This is a genomic window from Streptomyces sp. NPDC008092 (assembly GCF_042957285.1).
In the GTDB taxonomy this organism is placed as follows: Bacteria; Actinomycetota; Actinomycetes; order Streptomycetales; family Streptomycetaceae; genus Streptomyces.
This window is the reverse complement of sequence record NZ_JBIBHY010000003.1, coordinates 338,109-362,036: the sequence shown is the minus strand read 5'-3', so window position 1 is coordinate 362,036 and position 23,928 is coordinate 338,109. Positions and strand designations below refer to the sequence as shown.

Sequence of the window (23,928 nt, the reverse complement as noted above, 5' to 3'; positions counted from 1 at the left end):
GAACCCCACGTGACCGACCCCACCTCCCACCCCGTTCAAACTCCGTTAACAATGGAATGTGATCTCTCCGGTCTCCCCGATGCCCCGGAGCGCCCACCGGCACAGGCCGGAGGCGACTCCCTACGTCGACCTCACCCGCTCCGAGTGGAGCGCGCTGCGCGACAAGACGCCGCTGCCGCTCACCGCCGAGGAGGTCGAGAAGCTGCGCGGTCTCGGTGACGTCATCGACCTCGACGAGGTGCGGGACATCTACCTCCCGCTGTCGCGCCTGCTCAACCTGTACGTCGGTGCCACGGACGGCCTGCGCGGCGCCCTGAACACCTTCCTGGGCGAGCAGGGCTCCCAGTCCGGCACCCCGTTCGTCATAGGTGTCGCCGGCTCGGTGGCCGTGGGGAAGTCCACCGTCGCCCGGCTCCTGCAGGCCCTGCTCTCCCGCTGGCCCGAGCACCCCCGCGTCGAGCTGGTCACCACGGACGGCTTCCTGCTGCCGACCAGGGAGCTCGAAGCCCGCGGCCTGATGTCGCGCAAGGGCTTCCCCGAGTCGTACGACCGCCGGGCCCTGACCCGCTTCGTCGCCGACATCAAGGCCGGCAAGGACGAGGTCACCGCGCCCGTCTACTCCCACCTCATCTACGACATCGTCCCGGACCGGAAGCTCACCGTCCGCCGCCCCGACATCCTCATCGTCGAGGGCCTCAACGTCCTCCAGCCCGCCCTCCCCGGCCAGGACGGCCGCACCCGGGTCGGTCTCGCCGACTACTTCGACTTCAGCGTGTACGTCGACGCGAGCACCGAGGACATCGAGCGCTGGTACCTCAACCGGTTCCGCAAGCTGCGCGCGACCGCCTTCCAGAACCCGGACTCGTACTTCAGGAAGTACACCCAGGTCTCCGAGGACGAGGCCGTCGACTACGCCCGCGGCCTCTGGCGCACCATCAACAAGCCCAACCTGGTGGAGAACATCGCCCCGACCCGCGGCCGCGCCACCCTCGTCGTCCGCAAGGGCCCCGACCACAAGGTGCAGCGGCTGCGGCTCCGCAAGCTCTAGAGCGTATGTTCAGGCAGGCCTGTTAAAAAGGCGTCATGCTGCATCTGCGCCTGATCACCCCGGCCGGACTGACCGACGACGTGGTCCGGCTGATCGAGACGACCGTGGGCACCACGCACCTGGTCGTGCTGCCGGGCGCCGCCCGCAACCCGGCCGGGGACGTCGTGATGTGCGACGTGGCCCGCGAGGCCGGTGACGAACTCATCAGCGGGCTGCGGGCGTTGGACCTCGACCGCACCGGCTCGATCGCCGTAGAGGACATCGACCTGAGCCTCTCCCGCCGTGCCGACAAGGCCGAGGCGGAGGCCCCGGGCGAGGGCGCGGACGCGGTGCTGTGGGAGGGGCTGACCGAGGCGACCCACGAGGAGTCGACGCTGTCGGTCACCTACGTCGCCTTCATCACGCTGGCCACGATGATCGCGGCCTGCGGTGTCGTCCTGGACAACGCGATCCTGATCGTGGGGGCGATGGCGGTGGGCCCGGAGTTCGGCCCGCTGGCCGGCATCTGCACGGCACTCGTGCAGCGCCACCCCCGCCTGGCGCTCCGCTCCCTGACCGCACTCCTCGTCGGCTTCGCGGTGGCGATGCTGGTGACGGTCGGGTTCACCTACCTCATGGACGGCCTCGGCCTGTTCACCAAGGTGCAGTTGGAGGCGGAACGCCCGAACACCAACTTCATCTACCGCCCCGACGCCTTCTCGTTCGTGGTCGCGGTGCTGGCCGGCATCGCCGGCATACTCTCCCTGACCTCGGCGAAGTCCGGTGCCCTCGTGGGCGTGGCCATCTCGGTGACCACGGTCCCGGCAGCCGCGAACGCGGCAGTGGCCTTCGCCTTCACGGAGTACCGGCAGGCATGGGGTTCGACGGAACAGCTACTGCTGAACCTGCTCGGAATCATCCTGGCGGGCACGGCGACACTGCTGACCCAGAAATGGCTCTGGAGAAAGCCGACCCGAGTATCAACGCCCCTTTAGGGGCGCTGGGGGTACCCCCGGCCGAAGGCTGGGGGAGGAACTGCGCGGCCAGCCACGGCCGACCTGCGGCCCGCTCTCCGCAGAACCCCCGCCCCGAACCCGGAACAGCGTTATCCCAAAGCCGATTTCACGGCGTCCGCCAACCGCCCCGCCACCGACCGCGCCTGCTCGATATCAGCAGCCTCGACCATCACCCGCACCAGCGGCTCGGTCCCCGAGGGACGAAGCAGGACCCGGCCCGTCTCCCCCAGCTCCCGCTCCGCCTCGGCGACGGCGGCAGCGAGGTCGGCCGAGGTCCGCACCCGCGTCCTGTCCACGTCGGGCACATTGATCAGCACCTGCGGCAGCCGCTCCATCACACCCGCCAGCTCCCGCAGCGACCGCCCGGTCTCGGCGACCCGCGCCGCCAGCAGCAGCCCGGTCAGCGTGCCGTCGCCGGTCGTCGCGTGGTCCAGGATGATGACGTGGCCGGACTGCTCGCCGCCGAGGGCGTAGCCGTGCTCCTTCATCTCCTCCAGCACGTACCGGTCGCCGACCGCGGTCTGCACCAGGTGCAGCCCCTCCCGCTCCAGCGCCAGCTTGAAGCCGAGGTTGGACATGACGGTGGCCACGACGGTGTCGGCGCGCAGCTCACCGCGCTCCCGCATGGCGAGGGCGAGTACGGCCATGATCTGGTCGCCGTCGACCTCCTCGCCGGTGTGGTCGACGGCCAGGCAGCGGTCCGCGTCCCCGTCGTGCGCGATGCCGAAGTCCGCCCCGTGCTCGACGACCGCGGCCTTGAGCTTGCCGAGGTGGGTCGACCCGCAGCCGTCGTTGATGTTCAGCCCGTCCGGCTCCGCGCCGATGGTGATGATCTCGGCACCGGCCCGGCGGAACGCCTCCGGCGAGACCCCCGCGGCCGCGCCGTGCGCCTCGTCCAGGACGATCTTCAGTCCGTCGAGCCGGTTGGGCAGGACCGACAGGAGGTGACCGACATACTGCTCGAAGCCCTCGTCGTACGGCCGCACCCGCCCCACGCCCGAGCCGGTCGGCCGCTCCCACGGCTCGCCGTGCCGGTGGGACTCGTACACGGCCTCGATCTTCTCCTCCAGCTCGTCGTCGAGCTTGTGCCCGCCACGGGCGAGGAACTTGATGCCGTTGTCGGGCATGGCATTGTGGCTGGCGGAGAGCATGACACCGAGGTCGGCGCCGAGCGCGCCGGTCAGGAAGGCGACGGCCGGCGTCGGGAGGACACCCACGCTCAGGACGTCGACGCCCGCGCTGGCCAGGCCCGCGACCGTGGCGGCCTCCAGGAACTCCCCGGACGCGCGCGGATCCCGTCCGACGACCGCCGTCGGCCGGTGGCCCTCGAACGTGCCCGCCTCGGCCAGCACGTGCGCCGCCGCGACGGACAGGCCGAGCGCCATCTCGGCGGTCAGGTCCGCGTTGGCGACACCGCGCACGCCGTCCGTGCCGAAGAGTCGTCCCACTTGTCCTCCTGAAGAAGCGTCCTTGCTGCCAGGAAATGATGGCAGGCGCTTAGTCATGCGATCACACCGGCCTTTGAGCATCTTGTGTCGTTATACGCCCTTGGCCGGGATAAACGAACGCCCCGACGGCACATGTGGCGTGCCGCCGGGGCGTTCGGAGTACGTGCAGGCAGCTGGTGATTAGCGCTTGCTGTACTGCGGGGCCTTGCGGGCCTTCTTCAGACCGGCCTTCTTGCGCTCGACCGCACGGTCGTCGCGCTTGAGGAAGCCGGCCTTCTTGAGCGGGCCGCGGTTGTTGTCGACGTCGGCCTCGTTCAGCGCGCGGGCGACACCGAGACGGAGCGCACCGGCCTGACCGGAGACACCGCCACCCGCGATGCGGGCGACGACGTCGTAACGGCCTTCGAGTTCGAGCACCTTGAAGGGCTCGTTGACTTCCTGCTGGTGCACCTTGTTGGGGAAGTAGTCCTCAAGGGTGCGGCCGTTGATCTTCCACTTGCCGGTGCCCGGGACGATCCGGACGCGGGCGATGGCGTTCTTGCGACGGCCCAGGCCGGCGGCCGGCTGCGGGTCGCCGAAGCGGGACGCGAGGGACTCGGAGGTGTACTCGCCCTCGACGGGGACGTCCGACTCCGTGGTGTAGCTGTCGATGTCAAGCTCTTCGAGCGGCTGCTCGGCAGTGGTCTCGGCCACGATGCTCCTCAGATTCTCTTCAGTCTTAGGGGGTGGCCGGAACTACTGCGCGACCTGGGTGATCTCGAACGGCACCGGCTGCTGCGCAGCGTGGGGGTGCACGTCACCCTTGTAGACCTTCAGCTTCGAGAGCATCTGACGGCCCAGTGTGTTCTTGGGGAGCATGCCCTTGACGGCCTTCTCGATGGCCTTCTCGGGGTTCTTGTCCAGCAGCTCGTCGTAGCGGACGGAGCGCAGACCACCCGGGTAGCCGGAGTGGCGGTACGCCATCTTCTGGGTCCGCTTGTTGCCGGACAGGTGCACCTTGTCGGCGTTGATGATGATGACGAAGTCACCGGTGTCGACGTGGGGCGCGTAGATCGGCTTGTGCTTGCCGCGGAGAAGGGACGCGGCGGTGGTGGCGAGACGGCCCAGGACGACGTCCTGAGCGTCAATGACGTGCCACTGGCGAGTCACATCGCCGGGCTTGGGGCTGTACGTACGCACTTCGCAGCCTTCTTCTTCAGTGGATGGGTGCTGACACATGGCATCACTGAAGCGATCGTGCAGCTGGGGACGACAATGCCGGGGACGCTGCCCGTATGCCGCCCACTGGTAACTGCTCCAGGGAACCTAGGTAGAGGCCACTCCCGTGAGAATGAGCGGGCCAATACACAACGAAGAGCTAGCGTACCGGGGTGGCCCCGCAAGGGTCAAAACGAGCTCCCGGGGACATCGGGGCGAGCCGTCGTCGACCGCAGCGGAAATCCTCGGCGCACGGCCGTACCGGGATGCGCCGTCCTGCCCCCAAAGGTCCCCTGTCTCCGTTCGTACAGTCGCACCGGTACCCCCCTGCCCCCGTCTAAGATGCGCCCCATGAGTTATGGGCAGGGGGGACCTCAGTCCCAGTGGGATCCGTGGAAACCGCAGTCTCAGCAGCCCTGGGGCAGCGGCGCCGGCCAGACCCCGGACTGGGCGTCGCTCGCCGAGGCGTCGGAGACGCGGAACAAACGGCGTCGCGTGCTGTTCATCGGCGGTGGCGTGGTCGCCACGCTGGCGATCGGCACCGCCGTCGCGATGGCCGTGGTGTCCGCGAACGGCGACAACAAGGCCTCCGGCACGCCCACCAACCTGCCGGCCAGCGGTTCGCTGCCCAGCGACACGGCCGCCGCGGTGCCGTCCTTCGCACCGACCACCGCGCCGCCGCCGCTGGACCCGCAGGAGTTCATAGCCAGCGTGCAGAAGGACACGGCACCGCTGAGCGCCGCGACGCTCTTCCCGGGCACCCAGCTGACCATGGGCGGGACGGTCTACAAGAAGGGCGCCACGGCCGACACCACGAAGTGCGCCACGGCCGCCAAGGGCACCCTCCCGGCCGTCCTGAACAAGGACGGCTGCACCCGCCTGCTGCGGGTCACCTACTCCAAGGACGGTGTCGCGGTCACGGTCGGTGTGGCGGTGTTCAACACCGAGGCACAGGCGAGCAAGGCCAAGACCGAGGCCGACAAGAAGGGCTTCGTGACCGCCCTGGCCGGCTCCGGCGTGAAGGCCTTCTGCGACTCCGGCGTCTGCCGTACGACGACCAACTCGTACGGCCGCTACGCCTACTTCACCACCGCGGGCTTCGTGAACGGCAAGGACGTCACGACCAAGGACACCAAGGTCTTCCAGGCCGGCGACGACCTGGCGGAGTTCACCTTCCGCCAGATCCACCGCCGCGGCGAGGCCCAGGCGTCGGCGGCTGCCGACGTCGGCCAGTGATCCCGGACACGTCCGGTCAGCTCCGCTCCCAGGAGGCCTGGAGCACGGGTTCCTGGGGCCCGCCGCGCGCGACCGTGCGCGGCGGGGTGCCCTCGACGGTCCTGAAGACCCACGTGCGGTAGGACCAGAAGCGGAACAGGGTGGCGATGCCGATGCCCAGGAACTTGCTGATGTTGTAGGAGAGCGTGCTCTGCCAGCCCAGCCCGTAGGTGGTCGCGTAGAGCACCCCGTTCTCGATGACCAGGCCGACGGCGCTGAAGAAGAGGAAGAGAGACCCAGCTCCTTCCGGCCGCCGCCGTCGTCCCGGTCCTGGTCCCGGTAGGCGAAGTAGCGCAGGCCCACGTAGTTGCCCAGCACGGCACAGGCCGTCGCGACGACGCTCGCACGCACCGGCTGCCAGTGGACGGCGGCCCTGATCAGGTTGAAGACCGCCAGGTTCACCACGAACCCGGTGAGCCCCACCAGCCCGAACTTCGCGATCTCGCGGTACAGGCTCCCCCACCGCGAGGGGAGCGCGTGCCGCCCGCTCACCGTCCCGTTCGGCTCTGCCGGTGGCGCAGCCGCAGCCGCAGCGGCATCACCGCGGACTCGATCTGGGTCGCGAGGTTCATCTTGGACTCGCCCTCGGTCCGCTCCTCGAAGCGGATCGGGATCTCCACGGCGCGGTGCCCGGCCCGGACGGCCTTGAACTTCAGCTCCACCTGGAAGCTGTAGCCCGCGCTGTCCAGGGTCCGCAGGTCCACGTCGTGCAGGGTCTGCGCCGACCACAGGTTGAACCCGGCGGTGATGTCCCGGATCTCGGTGCCGAGCACGGTCCGCGCGTAGCGGTTGGCGAACCGGGAGAGCAGCACGCGGTGCCTGCCCCACTCCTCGTCCAGCGAGCCGCCGGCCACGTACCGGCTGCCGACGACCAGGCCCGCCCCCTCGGTCAGGGCCGCGTCGAGCATCCGCACGACCGCCTCGGCGGGGTGGCTGCCGTCGGCGTCCATCTGGACGACGTACGCGGCGCCCTCCGCCAGCGCCGCGGACATGCCGGCGACGTAGGCACGCCCGAGGCCGTCCTTCTCGGTCCGGTGCAGCACGCTCATGCGGGGCCGCCCGGCGGGCCGGTCGGCGTTGTACTTCTCGGCGAGCTCCTCGGCGATCCGCCCGGTGCCGTCCGGGCTGGAGTCGTCGACGATCTTCAGATGCAGCCCGTCGACCGGCAGGCCGAGGACCAGCTCCGCCATCCGGGGCAGGTTCGCCGCCTCGTTGTAGGTCGGCATCACCACGGTGACCGGGGTGCCGGCGTGTCTGTCGAGCTCCGTCATGGTGTTCTCTTTCCCTCCCCGTGGAGGCCCGCGACGGGCCTCTGTACAGCGGGCGCGGGTCTGCCCAGCGCCCGGAAGTGCCAGCCCGCCGCGGTCCAGCGGTCCGCGTCGAGCACCCCCCGCCCGTCCACGACCAGTGGCCGGGCGACCAGCGTGGCGGCGTGCTCCGGGTCGATCTCCCGGAACTGCGGCCACTCCGTCAGATGCAGCACGAGGTCGGCGCCGCGCAGCGCCTCCTCGGCCGACAGTGCGTAGCCGAGGAGCGGGAACGCCTTGCGGGCGTTGTCGAGCGCCTCGGGGTCGTAGACCGTGACGTCGGCGCCGTCCAGGCGCAGCCGGGCGGCCACGTTGAGCGCGGGCGAGTCCCGGATGTCGTCCGAGTCCGGCTTGAAGGCGGCGCCGAGCACCGCGACGCGGGCCCCGAGGACCGTGCCCCCGCACAGCTCCCGGGCCAGGTCGACAACCTTGTCACGGCGGCGCATGTTGATCGCGTCCACCTCGCGCAGGAAGGCGAGCGAGACGCCCAGTTCGTCGGCGCGGTGCGCGAAGGCGCGGATGTCCTTGGGCAGGCAGCCGCCGCCGAAGCCGACGCCGGCGCGCAGGAACTTCCGGCCGATCCGGTCGTCGTACCCGATCGCCTCGGCGAGGACGCCGACGTCGCCGCCGGCCGCCTCGCAGACCTCGGCCATCGCGTTGATGAAGGAGATCTTGGTGGCGAGGAAGGCGTTGGCGGCCGTCTTGACCAGCTCGGCGGTCGGGAAGTCGGCGACGACCAGCGGGGTGCCGAGGTCCAGGACGGGCTCGTACACCGCCCGCAGAATCGATTCAGCACGCGCGGACCGGACCCCGAACACCAGCCGGTCGGGCCGCAGCGTGTCCTCGACGGCGAACCCCTCCCGCAGGAACTCCGGGTTCCAGGCGATCTCCGCGTCGAAGGCGGCGGCCAGCCGCTCGGCCGTGCCGACCGGCACGGTCGACTTGCCGACGAGCAGCGCCCCCGGCGCCGCGTGCCCGGCGATCGCCGCGAAGGCCGCGTCGACGTAGGTCAGGTCCGCGCCCTCGGAGCCGGGCCGCTGCGGGGTGCCGACGCACACGAAGTGCACCTCGCCGAAGGCCCCGGCCTCCGCGTAGTCGGTGGTGAACCGCAGCCGACCGCTCGCGGTGTGCTTCGCGATCAGCCCGGGCAGCCCCGGCTCGTGGAACGGCACCCGGCCGGCCCGCAGCGCGGCCACCTTGTCCGGGTCCACGTCGACCCCGAGCACCTCGTGCCCGAGCTCCGCCATGCAGGCGGCGTGGGTGGCACCCAGGTAGCCGGTGCCTATGACTGTGAGCCGCATCCGGCGGCCTCCTTCACAACTCCGTGCCGGCCGCTACTTGCGCTCAAGAACCTGCACCACCACATGGTTCAGCTTCACCGTGCGACCGGCCTTGAAGGACTTCTCGATCGCCGCCGCGGTCTTCTCGTTCATGCCGGTGAGCAGCGGGCGCCCGTCGCTGACGGTGGAGACCAGCCACAGCCGGTCGGTGCCCTTGAGACAGCTCGCCGGCTTGCGGCACTCGGTGGCGCCGTAGGACCCGTTCTGCTGCGGGGTGTACTCCATGAGCACGTCCTCGGGGGCCTTGCGGTCCCGCAGCTCGTACGCCATGGCCCGGCGCTCCGACATCCCGCCGTTGAAGATCATCCCGTCGCCCGGGCGCTCGCCCGCCGCGACGGTGTTCGCCGCGCCCCGGAAGTCCGGTTCCGTCGGCAGGTCCTTCTTGGCATCGCCGATCGCCGGCCACGCCACGAAGGCGTACCCGGCCGCCACGACCGCGACCAGCAGCCCGCTCAGCACCCGCGCGCCGGTCCCCCGGCGGGCGTCGGGGTCGAGCCTGCCGACGAGCCGGGTGAGCGCGGCGGCCACCAGCAGCGTCCAGGCCGGGATGGTGAACAGCAGGTACCGCGGCAGGAAGAGGTGCAGCTGGTTGGCGGTCACGAAGGTGAGCACCGGCGGCAGGACCGCCCAGGCGGCGAGCAGCACCGAGTACCGCCCGGCCACCAGCAGGCCGACCACGCCGAGGGCCATCACCGCTCCCCCGGTGACCCACGACCCGAACAGGGTTTCCGGGAGCCGGGTCAGGTCCTGGGTCGTGGTGACGTTCCAGGCGATCTGGCCACTCTGCCCGGTGCCCTGCGCCACCATCGGGAAGGTGATGGACAGTCCCAGCATGGCCGCGCCGGCGAAGGCGTAGTGGGCGATGCGGTCGCCCCGCTTCCTGGCCAGGAAGACGAGCCACACGTGACCGGCGAGCACCGCCATGGCCACCAGGTGGCTGAACCCCGTGGCCGCGATCGCGAGCGCGTACAGCGTCCAGTTGCGCAGGCTCGGCCTGTCCAGCGCCCGGATCAGCCACAGGGTGGCCAGCAGCGCGAACATCGTCGCGAAGGCGTAGGGCCGGGCCTCCTGGCCGTACCGGGTGATCATCGGCACCACCGCGAACAGCAGCCCGGCCAGCACCCCGGTGCGCACCGCGAACATCCGGCGCCCCAGCAGCCCGACCAGACCGGCCGAGACCGCCATGGCCAGCGCCTCCGGCAGCCGCAGCATCGCCGCCGAGTCCCCGGCGACGTCGATCCACAGATGCATCACCGCGTAGTACGGCGCGATCACGACGTCGATGCTGCCGATCAGCCGTCCGAGGTCGTGCCACGAGATCGTGGACGCCCACCAGGTGGCGTGCTCGTCGCGCCACAGCTGGCGCCCGCCGAGCCCCGGCACCGCACAGGCGGCGGCGACCAGAGCGGGCAGCACGAAGGCGAGCCACGCCGAGCCCCGGCCGGCACCGTCGGCGGACCTCCGGTGCTCGGCGGACGTGCCCTCCCCGGGTTCCTGGGCGGCGGTCTCGTCGACCGATGGTGTGTACGCAGTCATCGCTTCACCCAGATCCGGTACGGCTCCTGTCCGCCGTCCTTGTCGGAGGGCCGCAGCACGGCCAGCAGCCGGTAGTCCGCGGTGCCGCGCAGCGCCTCGGGAACGGAGGCGGCCCGCAGCACGATCGCGTCGTAGGAGCCCTTCTTCACCTCGGCCGCGAGAGCCGCGCCGCGCTCGGCCTGGTGCCACTGGGCCGGCTTCGTCTGCGCCCGGAGGTAGTAGGCGGAGATCTCGGGGTCGTCCGTCAGGTACTCGCCCTTGGTGTCCACGACCTCGCGCAGGGCGCCGATCATGGCGGCCGAGTCCGGCGGCCGGTACAGCCCCCCGGTCTGTGCCATGCCGATGACCAGGGCGGCGACGTAGATCATGATGCCGATCTGCGGGTACCTGAAGTGGGCGCCCATCATCCGCGAGACACCGAGACCGGCCATCGGCACCGCGAAGAGCAGTCCGAAGCCGACGTGGATGTACAGCGAGCTGCCGTTGCCCAGCCAGGCCTGGTAGAGCGGGGCGAGCAGGGCGGTGGCGCACATCGTCAGACCGAGCAGGGAGCGCCGGATCGCGCCCGGTGCGCTGCCTTCGGCCCATGGCATCTCGCCCATCCGGGCCCGCCGGACGAAACCGGCGGCACCGATCACCGCGACGAGCAGGACGACCCCGCCCCACTCGGCGCTCTCCTTGAGCAGGGTGACGGCACTGTCGGTGCCCTTCACGTTCCAGCCGCTCGGCGTGCCGGCGAGCTGCAGGCCTGCGAAGCACAGCGCGCCGGTGGCCCCGGCGAAGACGGCGCCCCGCGCGAAGGCTCCCGCGCCGCGGAAGCGGTAGGCGGTCAGCACGGCGAGCACGGTCAGCGTGGGCAGGTACAGGGCCGCCGAGTAGGCGGCGAACGGCGCGAGCGCCGCGAAGGGCGCCGCGAGCAGCACGGCCGCGGGGCTGGCCTGCCGGGTCCGGGCCAGCAGCCACAGGGCGGCGGCGAGCAGGAACAGGGACAGGGAGTGCAGGGAGGCGTAACGGCCGGTGAAGGCGGTCGACTCCAGCACGGAGTACATGGCGGCGGCCGCGAGACCGGCTCGCGCGTTGAACAGCAGCCGGGTGGCGCCGAACAGCAGCGCCGTGGCCCCCAGCGCCCACGCCAGGCTCAGCGCCCGGGCCCCGCCGAGGCCGAGCTGGGAGACCAGCCCCGACAGCTCGCCGTCGGAGGTCAGGAACTTCGCCTCCTGGGGGAAGGCGCTGCCGTCGAGCCGGAAGGACAGGCCCGCCTGCACGAGCAGGATCAGGAGCAGGACGCCCCGGCTGATCCACGCCGAGCGGCTGTTGTCGACCGACCAGGCCGACACCGGGACCTCGGGCAGCACATAGCCCGGCTCGGGCTCCGGCTCCGGCTCGGGGTCGAGGACGGTGTACTCGGGGACGTAGTACTCGGCGTCGGAACCGCCCGTGTAGGGACGCGCGTAGTGCTGTTGCGCGGCGGTCGGCTGCTGCGGGATGTACGGCTGCCCGGCATACGGCTGCTGCTGCCCGTAACCCCGCTGATCACCGTAGGTCTGCTGATCACCGTAGGCCTGCTGCTGCCCGTAGGTCTGCTGATCACCATAGGCCTGCTGCTGCCCGTAGGCCTGCTGCTGTCCGTACGCCTGCTGCTGCTCGTACGCCTGCTGTTCGCCGTGGACCTGGTGCTGCTGCTCGGCGTACGGCGGGTAGTGCTGCTGCCAGTCCTGCTGCTGTCCGCGCTCCGACCAGCCGCCGTCCTGCTGCGTCGTCATGAACGCGGCACCTCGAATCCGAAGTCGTCGTCGGCCATGAGGCGCTTGAACTCGGCCAGGGCGAGCGGGCTGCTCTGGATGCGCCAGTCGGCCCGCTTGGGGATGTTGAACCACAGGAAGCCGATGACGTTCTTGTCCTGCTTCACGCCTCCGAGCAGCGCGCGCACGTCGGCACGCCGCCGCTCCCCGGGCTCGGACGAGGTCTCGCTGATCAGCACCGGCTTGTCGGTGAACGCGTCGATCTGGCTGCGGGTCGGGCCGTAGAGGGTGTCGAAGGTGTGCGCGCCGGTCTGCGTCCAGTAGCCGACGATGCCGACCCAGTCGACGTAGGCGTCACCGGGCCAGTACGGCTTCAGCTTCACGGAGGGGACCGGGTTGATGACGTTCGGGCTCCACACCCAGATGACGTTGGTGGCGCCGACCTCCTGGAAGACGTCGTGGATGTGCCGCCACGCCTTCACGAAGGTCGCGGGGGTGGTGTCCTTGGTGCCCCACGGGTACCACTGGCCGTTCATCTCGTGGCCGAAGCTGATCGCGACGGGCACGTTCGTCTTGCGCACGCTGTCCGCGTACTTCTTGATGTACGTGTCCTGCGAGCCGTCGGCGATCTTGCCGAGGCCGGGCTTGAACGGCTCCCACGACACGTACAGCATGCCGCCGTCGCCGAAGACGTTCTGGGCGCCCACGGCGTTGAAGCCGTCGCCCCACGACGAGTAGGAGCCGACCAGGTTGGGCTTCTTGCCGACGGTCTTCGCGAAGGCGTCCACCGGCTTCATCGAGCTGGGCGCGCCGTTCAGGGCCACCCCGAAGTAGTCCTTGTCGGGGTGCAGCAGCGGTTTCACGTCGTACGGCGGCTCCGCCTCGGATCCCTTCGAGGACCCGGCGGTCGGTGCCTTCGCGGCCTCGGCGGCAGGGTCGTCACCGCCGAGCACGCCGCAGCCGGCGACCGCCGCCAGGGACATCAGCGCCGCGCACAGCGGCAGGACGGTCTTGCGGATCATGCGGGTTCACCTGCTGAGGGGTGTTCCTTGGGCTGGATGAGCGCACGCGCGACGACCAGCGCGTAGAACAGCCCGGAGGACAGGACGAGAGCGAAGTCCGGCGGGTAGCCGGTGAACAGCCGGTACACGGCCGCGCCGACCCAGACCACGGCGGTGCCCCCGCTCCAGATCCACAGGCCGAGCCAGAACCGGCGGGTCTTGTTCTTCTTCGCGCCCTTGGAGCCGGTCGGCTGCCAGCCCATGCGCTGCTTGCGCAGGATGTCCCAGATGGCGAAGACGTGCGCCCAGCCGTACATCATCCGTGCCGACCATGCCTCCAGCCGGTACGGCGCCTTGTGCCACATCGGGAAGACGAGGGTGGTGTAGGCGATGCTGGGCAGCACCCAGACGAGGTGCTTGACCTGCAGCATCTCGGGGCTGGTGAGCAGCAGCATGATGGGCACGAGCGGCGCGAGGAAGGTGAAGAGCGCCGTGTGGATGTAGTAGAAGAAGCCGGACATGTAGCAGAGCCGGCTGGAGAAACCGATCGGCGCGTCCCAGAACTTCTTGCTGGCGAGCAGCGACATCGAGCCGGAGCACCAGCGGTACTGCTGGTTGAAGAAGGCCCCGGCGGTGTCCGGGCACACGCCCGTGGACAGCGCGACCGGCACGTACTTCAGGTCCCAGCCGAGCCCGCGCAGGTCGAACCCGGTGTGCACGTCCTCGGAGTGCTCGATGAGGGTCGTGCCGCCGTTGGTGTCCAGCGCGGCCCGCCGGTAGATGGCACAGGAGCCGACGCAGATGGCGCCGTCACTGTTCTGCCGGGACACCTGCACGGACCGGTAGAACAGCTCCTGCACGGCACCGGCCCCGCGCTCGATCCAGTTCTGCGAGTCCAGCACCCGGAAGTACTGCGGGGACTGCACGATCCCGATGCGTTCGTCGGCCTCCATGTACGGCAGCAGCTCCTCCAGGAGGTCGGAGCGCGGCGTGAAGTCGGCGTCGAGGATCAGGATGTACTTGCCGTCGGACTGACCGAACCCGTAGTGCAGGTTGCCCGCCTTCTTGAACCAGCCACGGTTCTCGCGGGTGCCGTAGCGGAAGCCGAAGTCCCGGGCCATGGCGGCGAGCTCGGGGCTCGCGCCGTCGTCGAGGACGAAGGGCACACAGGTGCCGGGGTAGCGGTCGGCCAGCTGGCGCACATGGGTCCAGGTGTTGTGCAGCACCTCGATGGGCTCGCCGCACACCGGCAGGAAGACGTCGACGCTGGGGTAGACGCGGGGCCGCCAGTCACGGACGAGCTGCTGGTGGTACTCGAAGTCGAAGTCGCGCGTGAAGCCGTTGACCCGCAGCGACACGAGGTAGTAGACGACGGTGAAGAACAGCGGCGGCGCGAAGATCCACATCAGTGGGCTGGCCTTGGTCAGCGCCACTTGGCTGACGGTCAGGCACCCGAAGCTGACGATCGAGGCGAGCGTCAGCACCCACAGGCGCCTCTTGACGTACGAATACTTCTCCGCATGCGACGGCGGCGCGGGCAGAAGTCCCAGGGGCGCCTGCTCGGCACCACGCTTTCCTCCACGCCTTGAAGATCGATGCCCCCCGGCACCGGTCACTCCGGACATGCGGGCAGAGTCAATGGATGACATTCCTACCCTCCGGGCGATGTGCCCGATGTGTTCCCCACCCCAAAGAAGAACCCCTTTCGAACAAAGGGGCCAGATGTGAAAGGTTATCCGAGAGGTGTGAATGACGTAAGGGCAGCGCGGAGACAAACGCCCGACAAGTCACTTTATGCACCTTTTTTTTGTTGAAGAGTGGGGTAACCAACAGGTTTCAGATCGGGACGACCCGGGCAGTTGCCCCTGATTGTGCGCTTCTTGTCACACCACCGGCGACATCCGGTCCGCGCGTGGACACGGCCCGCGAACACGCCGCTCCCGCTGACGATGCCGAAGCGAAACGCGCCCCACGGTGCCCAAAAACCTCAACCGGTGATAAGAACAACCACTTAGTCTTCACATTTGTGCCGCACCCGTGACCGCTCCGGGTGCGAACACGAGGGGGGTCCCGATTTGCCCGGGTTTCTCATGCCCGCACGCGGTGGCCGTCATCGCGACCGGCGGCGCACCTGGCTGGTCTCCGTCGTGGCCGTGGCCACCGCGGCGCTGATCGGCACGACGATCGGCCTGGTCGCGCCCTCGGCCCGGGCCGACCAGAACACCCAGGGCGTGGACAACCTGCGCACCAACTGGGATCAGGACGAGTCCTCGCTCTCCCCGGCGGTCGTCCAGTCCTCCGCGTTCGGCCGGCTCTTCGCCACCAGACTGGACGGGCAGATATACGCCCAGCCACTGGTGCTCGGCGACCAGGTGATCGCCGTCACCGAGAGCAACACCCTGTACGGCCTGGACCGCACCACCGGCGCGATCGAGTGGAGCAAGAACTACGGACCGGCGTGGCCGGCCTCGGCGATCGGCTGCGGGGACCTCGTGCCCGACATCGGCGCGACCGCGACGCCGGTCTACGATCCGTCCACCGACTCCCTCTACTTCACCACCAAGGTCGACGACGGCACCGCCACCCACCGCCACCCCAAGTGGCTGATGCACGCGGTGGACCCCGCTTCCGGAGCCGAGCGCTCCGGGTGGCCGGTCACCATCGCCGGAAGTCCCGTCAACGACCCGAGCGCCACCTTCGACGCCTACTACGAGCAGCAGCGCCCCGGCCTGCTGCTGATGGACGGCGTCGTCTACGCGGGCTTCGGCGCCCACTGCGACGCATGGCCGTACCGCGGCTATGTGGTCGGTGTGAGCACCACCGGGCACAGCATCACCTCGATGTGGGCCTCGGCGACCGGTGTCGGCGGCGCCGGCATCTGGCAGGCGGGCGGCGGACTGGTCTCGGACGGCTCCGGCCGCATCTTCTTCAGCACCGGAAACGGCATCAGCCCGGCGCCCGGCCCCGGCAGGACCGTGCAGGGAACACTGGCCGAGTCCGTCGTACGCCTCCAGGTCGGCACGGACGACAGCCTCGGTACGGCCGACTTCTTCAGCCCCAGCAACGCCGCCACCCTGGACCTCAACGACCAGGACATCTCCTCGGGCGCCCCGATGGCGCTGCCGGACGGCTTCGGCACCAGCGAGCACCCGCATCTCCTGGTCCAGCAGGGCAAGGACGGGCGGGTGTTCCTGCTCGACCGCGACAACCTCGGCGGCATGGGCCAGGGGCCCCAGGGCGGCGACGCCGCGGTGAGCGTGTCCGGCCCCTACCAGGGCATGTGGGGACACCCCGCGTTCTGGGGCGGCGACGGCGGCTACGTCTACGTCGTCGGCAACCAGGGCCCGCTGCGCGCCCTCAAGTACGGCGTGCGCAACGGCGGTACACCCACCCTCACCCTCACCGGCCAGAGCCAGGACACCTTCGGCTACACCAGCGGCTCCCCCCTGGTCACGTCCGACGGCACGGACGCGTCCAGTGCCCTGGTGTGGATGACCTCCGCCACCAACGCCTCCGGGGCCGACGGCACTCTGCGCGCCTACAGCCCCACCCCCGACGGCAACGGCCGCCTCCAGCTGCTGTGGTCGGCACCGATCGGCACCGCGACGAAGTTCAGCACGCCGACCGCCGAGAGCGGCAAGGTGTACGTCGGCACCCGGGACGGTGTGCTCTACGGCTTCGGCAGCCCGGCCAGGACCGCCCTGACCGCGGCCTCGCTGGACTTCGGCCAGGTCGGTGTGGGCGACAGCGGCTCCGCCCGGATGACGCTGACGGCCACGCAGGACGTCGGCATCACCGGGCTCAAGGCCTCCGGCCCGTTCACGGTCGCGCCGTCCGCCGTACCCACCCCCGAGCAGCCCACGGCGCTGGCGGCGGGCGCCACCCTCGATGTTCCGATCAGCTTCGCCCCCACCACCACCGGCGGCGTCAACGGCACACTGACCGCGAACCTGTCGGACGGCCAGAAGCTGGTCTTCGCCGTCCACGGCATCGGCACCAGGCCCGGCTTCGGGGCGGCGCCCGGCTCCCTCGACTTCGGCGAGGTACCCACCGGCAGCACCTCTACGCTGAACCTCCAGATCACCAACACCGGCACCGAACCGGAGACCGTCGACTCGGTCGACGCGCCCGGCGGCGCCTTCTCCGCCTCGGGGCTGCCGAGCACGGGGACGGTCGTACCGTCCGGCGGTTCGTTCGTGCTCTCGGTCACCTACACGCCGGCCGGCGACCAGGTCGACAGCGACGCGCTCGTGATCAGCAGCAGCGGTGGGGGTGCCACCCACACGCTGAGCGTGCCGGTCGGCGCGACGGCCGTCACGGGGCAGGGGCACCTGCAGTTCTCCACGAGTTCGCTGGACTTCGGCCAGGTCCCGATCGGCAGCTCGAAGTCGCTGTCGTTCACCATCACCAACACCGGCAACATCCCGGTGACGGTGACCAAGGCCAAGGCACCGACCGGTGACTTCAACAGCCCGGTACAGCTGTCGGAGGGCCTGGTCATCGGTCCCGAGCAGACCGCGGTGCAGAGCGTGACGTTCACTCCGCGTTCGGCCGCCGATCTGAGCGCCTCCTACGAGGTCACCGGCACCGGGACCGACGCGGACGGCACCGCCCAGGGCGCCATGTACGTGCAGGTCAAGGGCACCGGTACCGGCACCGCCACGACCACCTCGACCGCCGACGGACTCTGGCAGACCAACGGCTCGGCGGTGCCGTCCGGCGACGGCGTCCAGTTGACCCCGGCCACCAGCAACAAGGCGGGCTCGGCGGTGTACACCAAGCCCTTGCGCACCGACGGCCTGCGGGCCACCTTCACCGCGAAGTTCGGCCCCGGCACCGGCGGGAAGGGCATGACGCTCGCCCTCCTCGACCCGGCCCAGAACTCCGCCTCGGCACTGGGCGGTACCGGTGACGGCCTCGGCATCGCGGGACGGCCCGGCACGGTGGTCACGCTCGGCACCGGCTGGAACAACACGCTGAAGGCACAGAACTTCGCGGGTGTCGGCCGCAGTTCGGCCGGCTCGTCGACGATCGACTACCAGTCGGTGGTCCCGCTCGGTACCTCCCTGCGCCAGGGCACCCACCAGGTCGACGTCCAGGTGGCCACCGGCCATCTGTACGTATGGGTCGACGGAACCCAGGTGGTGGACACGACACCGGCACTGACATCCACCGCGCTCCTCGCCTTCTCCGGCGCCAACGCCGACAGCTCCGACGTGCAGACGGTGAGCGGACCGGTCGTCAGTGAAGGGGCGGCGGCGGCCGTCTCGCTCCACCTCACCGCGCCGGGCACGGGCGTCCCGGGCCGGCCGCTGACCGTCTCCGGCACCCTGACCTCGTCCGCGGCGCTTCCCGCGGGCCAGGTCGCGCACATCACGCGGAACGGCACAGCGCTGCCCGACGTGACGACGGCGGCGGACGGCTCCTTCACCTTCACCGACACCCCGCCCGCGGAGGGCACCTACACCTACGCCGCGAGCTACGCGGGGGACACGACACACGGGACGGCGAGCACGACAGCCCTCGTCCAGGTGTCCAAGCTGGCCACCTCGGTCAGTCTGACGGCCCCGGCCACGGCCACCCGCGCGCAGAAACTGACCGTGTCCGGCAGGCTCTCCGGCTCACCCTTCGCCACCGGTGGGGTCGTCAAGGTCACGAAGACCGACCTCGCCCACACCTCCGGCACCGCACTCGCCGACGCGAAGGTCGCCGCGGACGGTTCGTTCACGTTCCCGGACACCCCGCAGATCGGCGGCGCCAACACCTACCGGGTGACCTACGGCGGCGACGTCTCGCACAAGCAGGGGAGCACCAGCGCCACCGTCCAGGTCTCCCGGGTCCCGACCTCCCTGACCATCGCCACCGACCACGCGACCTACTCGTACGGTCAGACCGCGAAGGTCACCGCGCACCTCGGCGCGACGTACGACAAGCGCACGGTGGCGATCTACGCCCAGCCGTTCGGCGGCACGTCGGTCCTGGTGAAGTCGGGGACGGTGGACGGCCACGGCAATCTGACCGGGTCCTACAAGCTCGCCCGCAACACCACGTTCAGCGCGGTGTTCGCCGGCGACTACCGGTACGCCCCGAAGACCGTCGCCCGCAGTGTGCAGTCCCATGTGCGCGTCTCGGAGAAACTGTCCGGCTACTACACGAACACGCACTACGGCAGCACTCTCTACCGGGTGTACCACCACACCGCCAAGGAGCAGCTGGACGTCACGGTCACACCCGGCAAGGCCGGCCAGTGCATCCTCTTCCGCGTGCAGCGCTACTACAGCGGCGCCTGGCACACGCAGACCACCACTCCCTGCGCGGCCCTGAGTTCGGCCAGCGCCGGCCGCCACAGGATGTCCCTGACCAACTCCGTCGACAGCAGGTTCCGCATCGCCGCGGAGTACGTGCGGAGCAGCAGGGACAACACCAACCTCAGCACCTGGGGCGCCTGGCAGTACTTCACCGTCAGGCAGTGAGCACGGGTCCCGCCCCCGGCCGCCGGCCCAGGGCGGGACTCCCGCTCAGCATCCGCCGCACCCGGGCAACGACCGCTTGTTCCGCGCCTCCTTGTTCCGCGCGGCCAGCAGCTCGTCCGCCGGATAGCCGACCTCCTCCAGGGTCAGCCCGTGCGGCCGTACGACGTGTACGGCCGAGTCCCTGACCCCGGCGGCCAGCACCTTCCCCGGCCACTCCGGCCCGCGGTGGCCGTCCCCGACGAACAGCAGCGCGCCGATCAGGGACCGCACCATGTTGTGGCAGAAGGCGTCGGCCCGCACGGTGGCCGTGACGATCCCGTCGGTCCCCCGCCGAAGGCTCAGCTCCTGGAGCGTCCGGATGGTCGTGGCCCCCTCCCGGCGCTTGCAGTACGCGGCGAAGTCGTGCTCCCCCAGCAGCCGGCCGGCCGCCTCGTTCATCGCGTCCACGTCCAGCGGCCAGTCGTGCCACAGGACGTGGTTGCGCAGCAGCGGGTCGACTCCCCCGGGGTGGTCGGTGACCCGGTACGCGTACCGGCGCCAGATCGCGGAGAACCGGGCGTTGAAACCGTCGGGGGCCTCCGCCAGCGACCACACCCGCACGTCCTTCGGCAGCCGCCCGGCCAGCCGCTTCAGCAGCTTCTCCCCCTGCTCGGCCCACAGTTCCCCGGGCAGATCGACATGCGCCACCTGGCCGCGGGCGTGCACCCCGGCGTCGGTCCGCCCGGCGACGGTCAGCTCGTACCTCGTCTCCCCCGACCGCGTCACCGTCCGCAGCGCGTCCTCGATCTCCCCCTGCACGGTCCGCTTCCCGCCGGCCTGCTTGGCCCAGCCGTGGAAGTGGGCGCCGTCGTAGGACAGGTCGAGACGGATGCGCACATGGCCGGGCTGAACGTCGTCACTCACGGAAGAATCCTCTCAGGTAAAGAAAAGTGGGCCCGTCCCGTGAAAGGAACAGGCCCACTCATGCGCCCCGTCAGGGGCGCGGGGAACTGCGCGACCAGCCACTACGGCGCCGCAGCCGCCGGCCGGCAGTCCCCGGCAGAACGCTTACGCGTCCTTCGACTCCTCGGCAGCGTCCTCGGCCTCGTCGGCCTTGGTCACGTCGACCTTGGCGTCCTCGACCTCGACGGTCTCGGCAGCCTTGGTCTCCTCGGCCTCCTTGACCGCACGCTTCGTCGCGGCCTCGGCCTCACCGGTCGCCTGCTGGGCAACCGTCAGCGCCTCGACCAGCTCGATGACAGCCATGGGCGCGTTGTCGCCACGGCGGTTACCGATCTTGGTGATGCGGGTGTAGCCACCGGGACGGTTCTCGTACCGCGGGCCGATCTCGGTGAAGAGCGTGTGCACGATGCTCTTGTCCGTGATGACCTGGAGCACCTGACGGCGGTTGTGAAGGTCGCCCTTCTTCGCCTTGGTGACCAGACGCTCGGCGTACGGGCGCAGGCGGCGGGCCTTCGCCTCGGTGGTGGTGATACGGCCGTGCTCGAAGAGCGACTTCGCGAGGTTCGCGAGGAGCAGCTTCTCGTGCGCGGCACTGCCGCCCAGACGGGCACCCTTGGTGGGCTTCGGCATGGTTCTTCTCCTGTGTGTCTGCCCTGGCCGTGTCAGGTACCGGGGTCAGTATCCGAGCAGACGGTTGTCTGTCGGAGATCCGGTCGAGGCCCCGAAGGGGCCCGACCGGAAGGGGCACGGGGAACTGCGCGACAAGCCACAGCGCACCCGCACCCGAGTACGGACCGGAAGGCCCGAACTCTTAATACTGCTCAGTCTCCACGAACCCAGCGTCCACGTCGTCATCGGCCCCGAAGGCGTCAGCCGCAGCGGTCGGGTCGAATCCGGGCGGGCTGTCCTTCAGGGCCAGGCCCATGCCGGCCAGCTTCGCCTTGACCTCGTCGATGGACTTCGCACCGAAGTTGCGGATGTCCAGCAGGTCCGCCTCGGAGCGCGCCACCAGCTCACCCACGGAGTGGATGCCTTCGCGCTTGAGGCAGTTGTAGGAGCGGACCGTGAGCTCCAGCTCCTCGATCGGCAGCGCCAGGTCGGCGGCGAGGGCGGCGTCCGTCGGGGACGGGCCCATGTCGATGCCCTCGGCGTCGATGTTCAGCTCGCGGGCGAGACCGAACAGCTCGACCAGGGTCTTGCCGGCCGAGGCCATGGCGTCACGGGGACGCATCGCCTGCTTCGTCTCGACGTCGACGATCAGCTTGTCGAAGTCGGTGCGCTGCTCGACACGGGTCGCCTCGACCTTGTACGTGACCTTCAGCACAGGGCTGTAGATGGAGTCGACCGGGATACGGCCGATCTCCTGGCCCACCTGCTTGTTCTGCACGGCGGAGACGTAACCGCGGCCACGCTCGACCGTCAGCTCCATCTCCAGCTTGCCCTTGCCGTTGAGCGTGGCGAGGACCAGGTCGGGGTTGTGCACCTCGACACCGGCCGGAGGCGCGATGTCGGCGGCGGTGACCAGACCCGGACCCTGCTTGCGCAGGTACATCACGACCGGCTCGTCGTGCTCCGAGGAGACGACCAGCTGCTTGATGTTGAGGATCAGGTCGGTGACGTCCTCCTTGACGCCCGGCACGGTGGTGAACTCGTGCAGCACGCCGTCGATCCGGATCGACGTGACAGCCGCGCCGGGAATCGAGGACAGGAGGGTACGGCGGAGAGAGTTGCCGAGGGTGTAGCCGAAGCCCGGCTCCAGCGGCTCGATCACGAACCGGGACCGGAACTCGTCGACGACCTCTTCGGTCAACGAGGGACGCTGAGCGATCAGCATGTGTGGATCAGATCCTTCTTTCGTGGACGCCCGCTATTTGACGCCCGACGGAGCCGCACCCGTGAGAGTGCGGGTACTGCAAGGGTACGGGCGGCACGACCCTTACGGAGCCGTACCGCCCGAGCAAACCCTGCGAAGCGAGGTCAGACGCGACGACGCTTCGGCGGACGGCAGCCGTTGTGCGGGGTCGGGGTGACGTCCTGGATGGAGCCGACCTCGAGACCCGTGGCCTGCAGGGAGCGGATCGCGGTCTCACGACCGGAACCCGGGCCCTTCACGAACACGTCGACCTTGCGCATGCCGTGCTCCTGGGCGCGGCGGGCAGCCGACTCGGCGGCCATCTGCGCGGCGAACGGCGTGGACTTCCGGGAGCCCTTGAAGCCGACGTGGCCGGCGGAGGCCCAGGAGATCACGTTGCCGGACGGGTCCGTGATGGAGACGATCGTGTTGTTGAACGTGCTCTTGATGTGCGCGTGGCCGTGAGCGACGTTCTTCTTTTCCTTGCGGCGCACCTTCTTGGCAGCGCCCTGACGACCCTTGGGGGGCATCTAGTAACTCCTACGGGGAGGTGGTCGGTCCTACAGCGAAGACCGCTGATGAAGCGTTGTCCGCTGCGGACTACTTCTTGCCCGGCTTCTTCTTGCCGGCGATGGCGCGACGCGGACCCTTGCGGGTGCGGGCGTTGGTGCTGGTGCGCTGACCGCGGACGGGCAGACCGCGACGGTGACGCAGACCCTGGTAGCAGCCGATCTCGACCTTGCGGCGGATGTCGGCCTGGATCTCGCGACGGAGGTCACCCTCGGTCTTGATGTTGTTGTCGACGTACTCGCGGATGGCGACCAGCTGCTCTTCGGTCAGGTCGCGAACGCGGGTGTTCGGGTCGATGCCGGTCTCGGCCAGCGTCTGCTGCGAGAGTGTCCGGCCGATGCCGAACACGTAGGTGAGCGCGACCTCCACGCGCTTTTCGCGCGGGATGTCAACACCGGAAACGCGTGCCATTCAATGGCTCCTGGTGATCTTCGGAGGTCTTCCGCAGAACCGGTCCCCAGCCGCCGTATCAGGTACGTACTGGGTCCCCGGCCTCCGAACCGGGGGTGTCAGGCGCCGTGGCACCTGGATTCTGCGTATGAACATATTCAGCTTGCGTCGCGCGAATCTCTGCGATGGATGCAGAGGGATCGGTCGTGCGTCAGCCCTGGCGCTGCTTGTGGCGCGGGTTCTCGCAGATGACCATGACCCGACCGTGACGGCGGATCACCCTGCACTTGTCGCAGATCTTCTTGACGCTCGGCTTGACCTTCATGGGATTGAGGTTCTCCGGGTCAGTTGCCGGCGGCCCCGCTCGCGCGGGACGTGGGCAAGATCTACTTGTATCGGTAGACGATCCGGCCACGCGTCAGGTCGTACGGAGACAGCTCCACCACGACCCGGTCGTCAGGGAGGATGCGGATGTAGTGCATACGCATCTTGCCGCTGATGTGTGCCAGGACCTGGTGGCCGTTCTGGAGCTCGACCTTGAACATGGCGTTCGGAAGAGACTCGACGACAGTGCCCTCGATCTCGATGGCACCTTGCTTCTTGGCCACGCTTCGCCCTTCGAATCGACTACCTTGATCGACTCCCGAGGGGCATGCGGACATGCGGGTGCACGAGAGCCGACGAGTCAGTCTACGTCAGCACCCAGAAAAAGACGAACTCACTCGTCCTCCGCACCTGCCCATGACAATGCCCCGCCCGTCGGCTGGTTATGCGCGACGGACGGGGCGGACGAGCGGTCGTTCCCCCGACCG

Annotated in this window: 20 protein-coding genes and 1 pseudogene; 4 read left to right on the top strand and 17 right to left on the bottom strand. The window is 69.6% G+C overall.

All coding sequences use genetic code 11. The features are described 5' to 3' along the window. The first annotated feature begins 79 nt into the window (after positions 1 to 79). On the top strand, positions 80 to 1,048 hold the full coding sequence (gene coaA / locus ACFZB3_RS10930; protein WP_391374023.1) for a type I pantothenate kinase: 969 nt from the start codon (positions 80 to 82) through the stop codon (positions 1,046 to 1,048). Between the two features lie 35 nt (positions 1,049 to 1,083). After that, entirely contained in the window at positions 1,084 to 2,022 is a 939-nt protein-coding gene (locus ACFZB3_RS10925; protein WP_391372928.1) for a DUF389 domain-containing protein, read from the top strand. A gap of 110 nt (positions 2,023 to 2,132) precedes the next feature. On the opposite strand, the gene glmM is transcribed toward ACFZB3_RS10925, so the two are convergent. From glmM to rplM, 3 genes are all read right to left on the bottom strand, one after another. Then, positions 2,133 to 3,491, bottom strand: a complete 1,359-nt coding sequence (glmM, locus tag ACFZB3_RS10920) for a phosphoglucosamine mutase (protein ID WP_391372925.1) — start codon at positions 3,489 to 3,491, stop codon at positions 2,133 to 2,135. Positions 3,492 to 3,671: 180 nt separating this feature from the next. Continuing rightward, positions 3,672 to 4,184, bottom strand: coding sequence for a 30S ribosomal protein S9 (gene rpsI, locus ACFZB3_RS10915; protein WP_093499626.1), 513 nt, complete (start codon positions 4,182 to 4,184; stop codon positions 3,672 to 3,674). A 42-nt stretch (positions 4,185 to 4,226) separates the two neighbouring features. After that, a complete protein-coding gene (gene rplM, locus ACFZB3_RS10910; protein ID WP_020941688.1) occupies positions 4,227 to 4,670 on the bottom strand; it encodes a 50S ribosomal protein L13 in 444 nt (147 codons plus the stop codon). A 369-nt stretch (positions 4,671 to 5,039) separates the two neighbouring features. Between rplM and ACFZB3_RS10905 the strand changes: the two genes are divergently transcribed. Then, entirely contained in the window at positions 5,040 to 5,924 is an 885-nt protein-coding gene (locus ACFZB3_RS10905; protein ID WP_391372921.1) for a hypothetical protein, read from the top strand. Between the two features lie 16 nt (positions 5,925 to 5,940). Here the strand turns inward: ACFZB3_RS10905 and ACFZB3_RS10900 are convergent. From ACFZB3_RS10900 to ACFZB3_RS10870, 7 genes and pseudogenes are all read right to left on the bottom strand, one after another. Then, positions 5,941 to 6,455 (bottom strand): annotated as a pseudogene (locus ACFZB3_RS10900) (GtrA family protein). Continuing rightward, the gene (locus ACFZB3_RS10895) at positions 6,452 to 7,234 is read right to left on the bottom strand and encodes a glycosyltransferase (protein WP_391372919.1); all 783 of its coding nucleotides are present in this window, start codon (positions 7,232 to 7,234) and stop codon (positions 6,452 to 6,454) included. Before ACFZB3_RS10895 ends, ACFZB3_RS10900 begins: the two are co-directional and overlap by 4 nt. Next, positions 7,231 to 8,571, bottom strand: coding sequence for a nucleotide sugar dehydrogenase (locus ACFZB3_RS10890; protein WP_391372916.1), 1,341 nt, complete (start codon positions 8,569 to 8,571; stop codon positions 7,231 to 7,233). The genes ACFZB3_RS10895 and ACFZB3_RS10890 overlap by 4 nt, the downstream gene beginning before the upstream one ends. Before the next feature lie 33 nt (positions 8,572 to 8,604). Further along, complete coding sequence (locus ACFZB3_RS10885) at positions 8,605 to 10,146, bottom strand: glycosyltransferase family 39 protein (protein WP_391372913.1); 1,542 nt, start codon at positions 10,144 to 10,146, stop codon at positions 8,605 to 8,607. Further along, complete coding sequence (locus tag ACFZB3_RS10880) at positions 10,143 to 11,909, bottom strand: hypothetical protein (protein WP_391372911.1); 1,767 nt, start codon at positions 11,907 to 11,909, stop codon at positions 10,143 to 10,145. The genes ACFZB3_RS10885 and ACFZB3_RS10880 overlap by 4 nt, the downstream gene beginning before the upstream one ends. After that, complete coding sequence (locus tag ACFZB3_RS10875) at positions 11,906 to 12,910, bottom strand: glycosyl hydrolase (protein ID WP_391372908.1); 1,005 nt, start codon at positions 12,908 to 12,910, stop codon at positions 11,906 to 11,908. The genes ACFZB3_RS10880 and ACFZB3_RS10875 overlap by 4 nt, the downstream gene beginning before the upstream one ends. Then, a complete protein-coding gene (locus ACFZB3_RS10870) occupies positions 12,907 to 14,373 on the bottom strand; it encodes a glycosyltransferase family 2 protein (RefSeq protein WP_391372905.1) in 1,467 nt (488 codons plus the stop codon). The genes ACFZB3_RS10875 and ACFZB3_RS10870 overlap by 4 nt, the downstream gene beginning before the upstream one ends. 606 nt (positions 14,374 to 14,979) lie before the next feature. Between ACFZB3_RS10870 and ACFZB3_RS10865 the strand changes: the two genes are divergently transcribed. Beyond that, on the top strand, positions 14,980 to 19,362 hold the full coding sequence (locus ACFZB3_RS10865; RefSeq protein ID WP_391372902.1) for a choice-of-anchor D domain-containing protein: 4,383 nt from the start codon (positions 14,980 to 14,982) through the stop codon (positions 19,360 to 19,362). A gap of 45 nt (positions 19,363 to 19,407) precedes the next feature. Here ACFZB3_RS10865 and truA read toward each other — a convergent pair whose 3' ends face one another. The 7 genes from truA to infA form a co-directional block, all read right to left on the bottom strand. Further along, entirely contained in the window at positions 19,408 to 20,265 is an 858-nt protein-coding gene (gene truA / locus ACFZB3_RS10860; RefSeq protein WP_391372899.1) for a tRNA pseudouridine(38-40) synthase TruA, read from the bottom strand. Between the two features lie 144 nt (positions 20,266 to 20,409). Continuing rightward, positions 20,410 to 20,934 (bottom strand): 50S ribosomal protein L17, encoded by a 525-nt coding sequence (gene rplQ, locus ACFZB3_RS10855; protein ID WP_361282982.1) that lies wholly within the window; start codon positions 20,932 to 20,934, stop codon positions 20,410 to 20,412. Between the two features lie 181 nt (positions 20,935 to 21,115). Further along, a complete protein-coding gene (locus tag ACFZB3_RS10850) occupies positions 21,116 to 22,138 on the bottom strand; it encodes a DNA-directed RNA polymerase subunit alpha (RefSeq protein WP_019055532.1) in 1,023 nt (340 codons plus the stop codon). Between the two features lie 143 nt (positions 22,139 to 22,281). Next, positions 22,282 to 22,686: a 30S ribosomal protein S11 gene (gene rpsK / locus ACFZB3_RS10845; RefSeq protein ID WP_003956432.1), complete on the bottom strand. Its 405-nt coding sequence runs from the start codon at positions 22,684 to 22,686 to the stop codon at positions 22,282 to 22,284. A gap of 70 nt (positions 22,687 to 22,756) precedes the next feature. After that, complete coding sequence (gene rpsM, locus ACFZB3_RS10840; RefSeq protein ID WP_031167100.1) at positions 22,757 to 23,137, bottom strand: 30S ribosomal protein S13; 381 nt, start codon at positions 23,135 to 23,137, stop codon at positions 22,757 to 22,759. A gap of 190 nt (positions 23,138 to 23,327) precedes the next feature. Further along, positions 23,328 to 23,441 carry a 50S ribosomal protein L36 gene (gene rpmJ / locus ACFZB3_RS10835; RefSeq protein ID WP_003998809.1) on the bottom strand — a complete coding sequence of 38 codons (114 nt, stop codon included), beginning with the start codon at positions 23,439 to 23,441 and terminating at the stop codon, positions 23,328 to 23,330. 61 nt (positions 23,442 to 23,502) lie between these two features. Then, positions 23,503 to 23,724 carry a translation initiation factor IF-1 gene (gene infA / locus ACFZB3_RS10830; protein WP_003948620.1) on the bottom strand — a complete coding sequence of 74 codons (222 nt, stop codon included), beginning with the start codon at positions 23,722 to 23,724 and terminating at the stop codon, positions 23,503 to 23,505. Positions 23,725 to 23,928 lie beyond the last annotated feature (204 nt).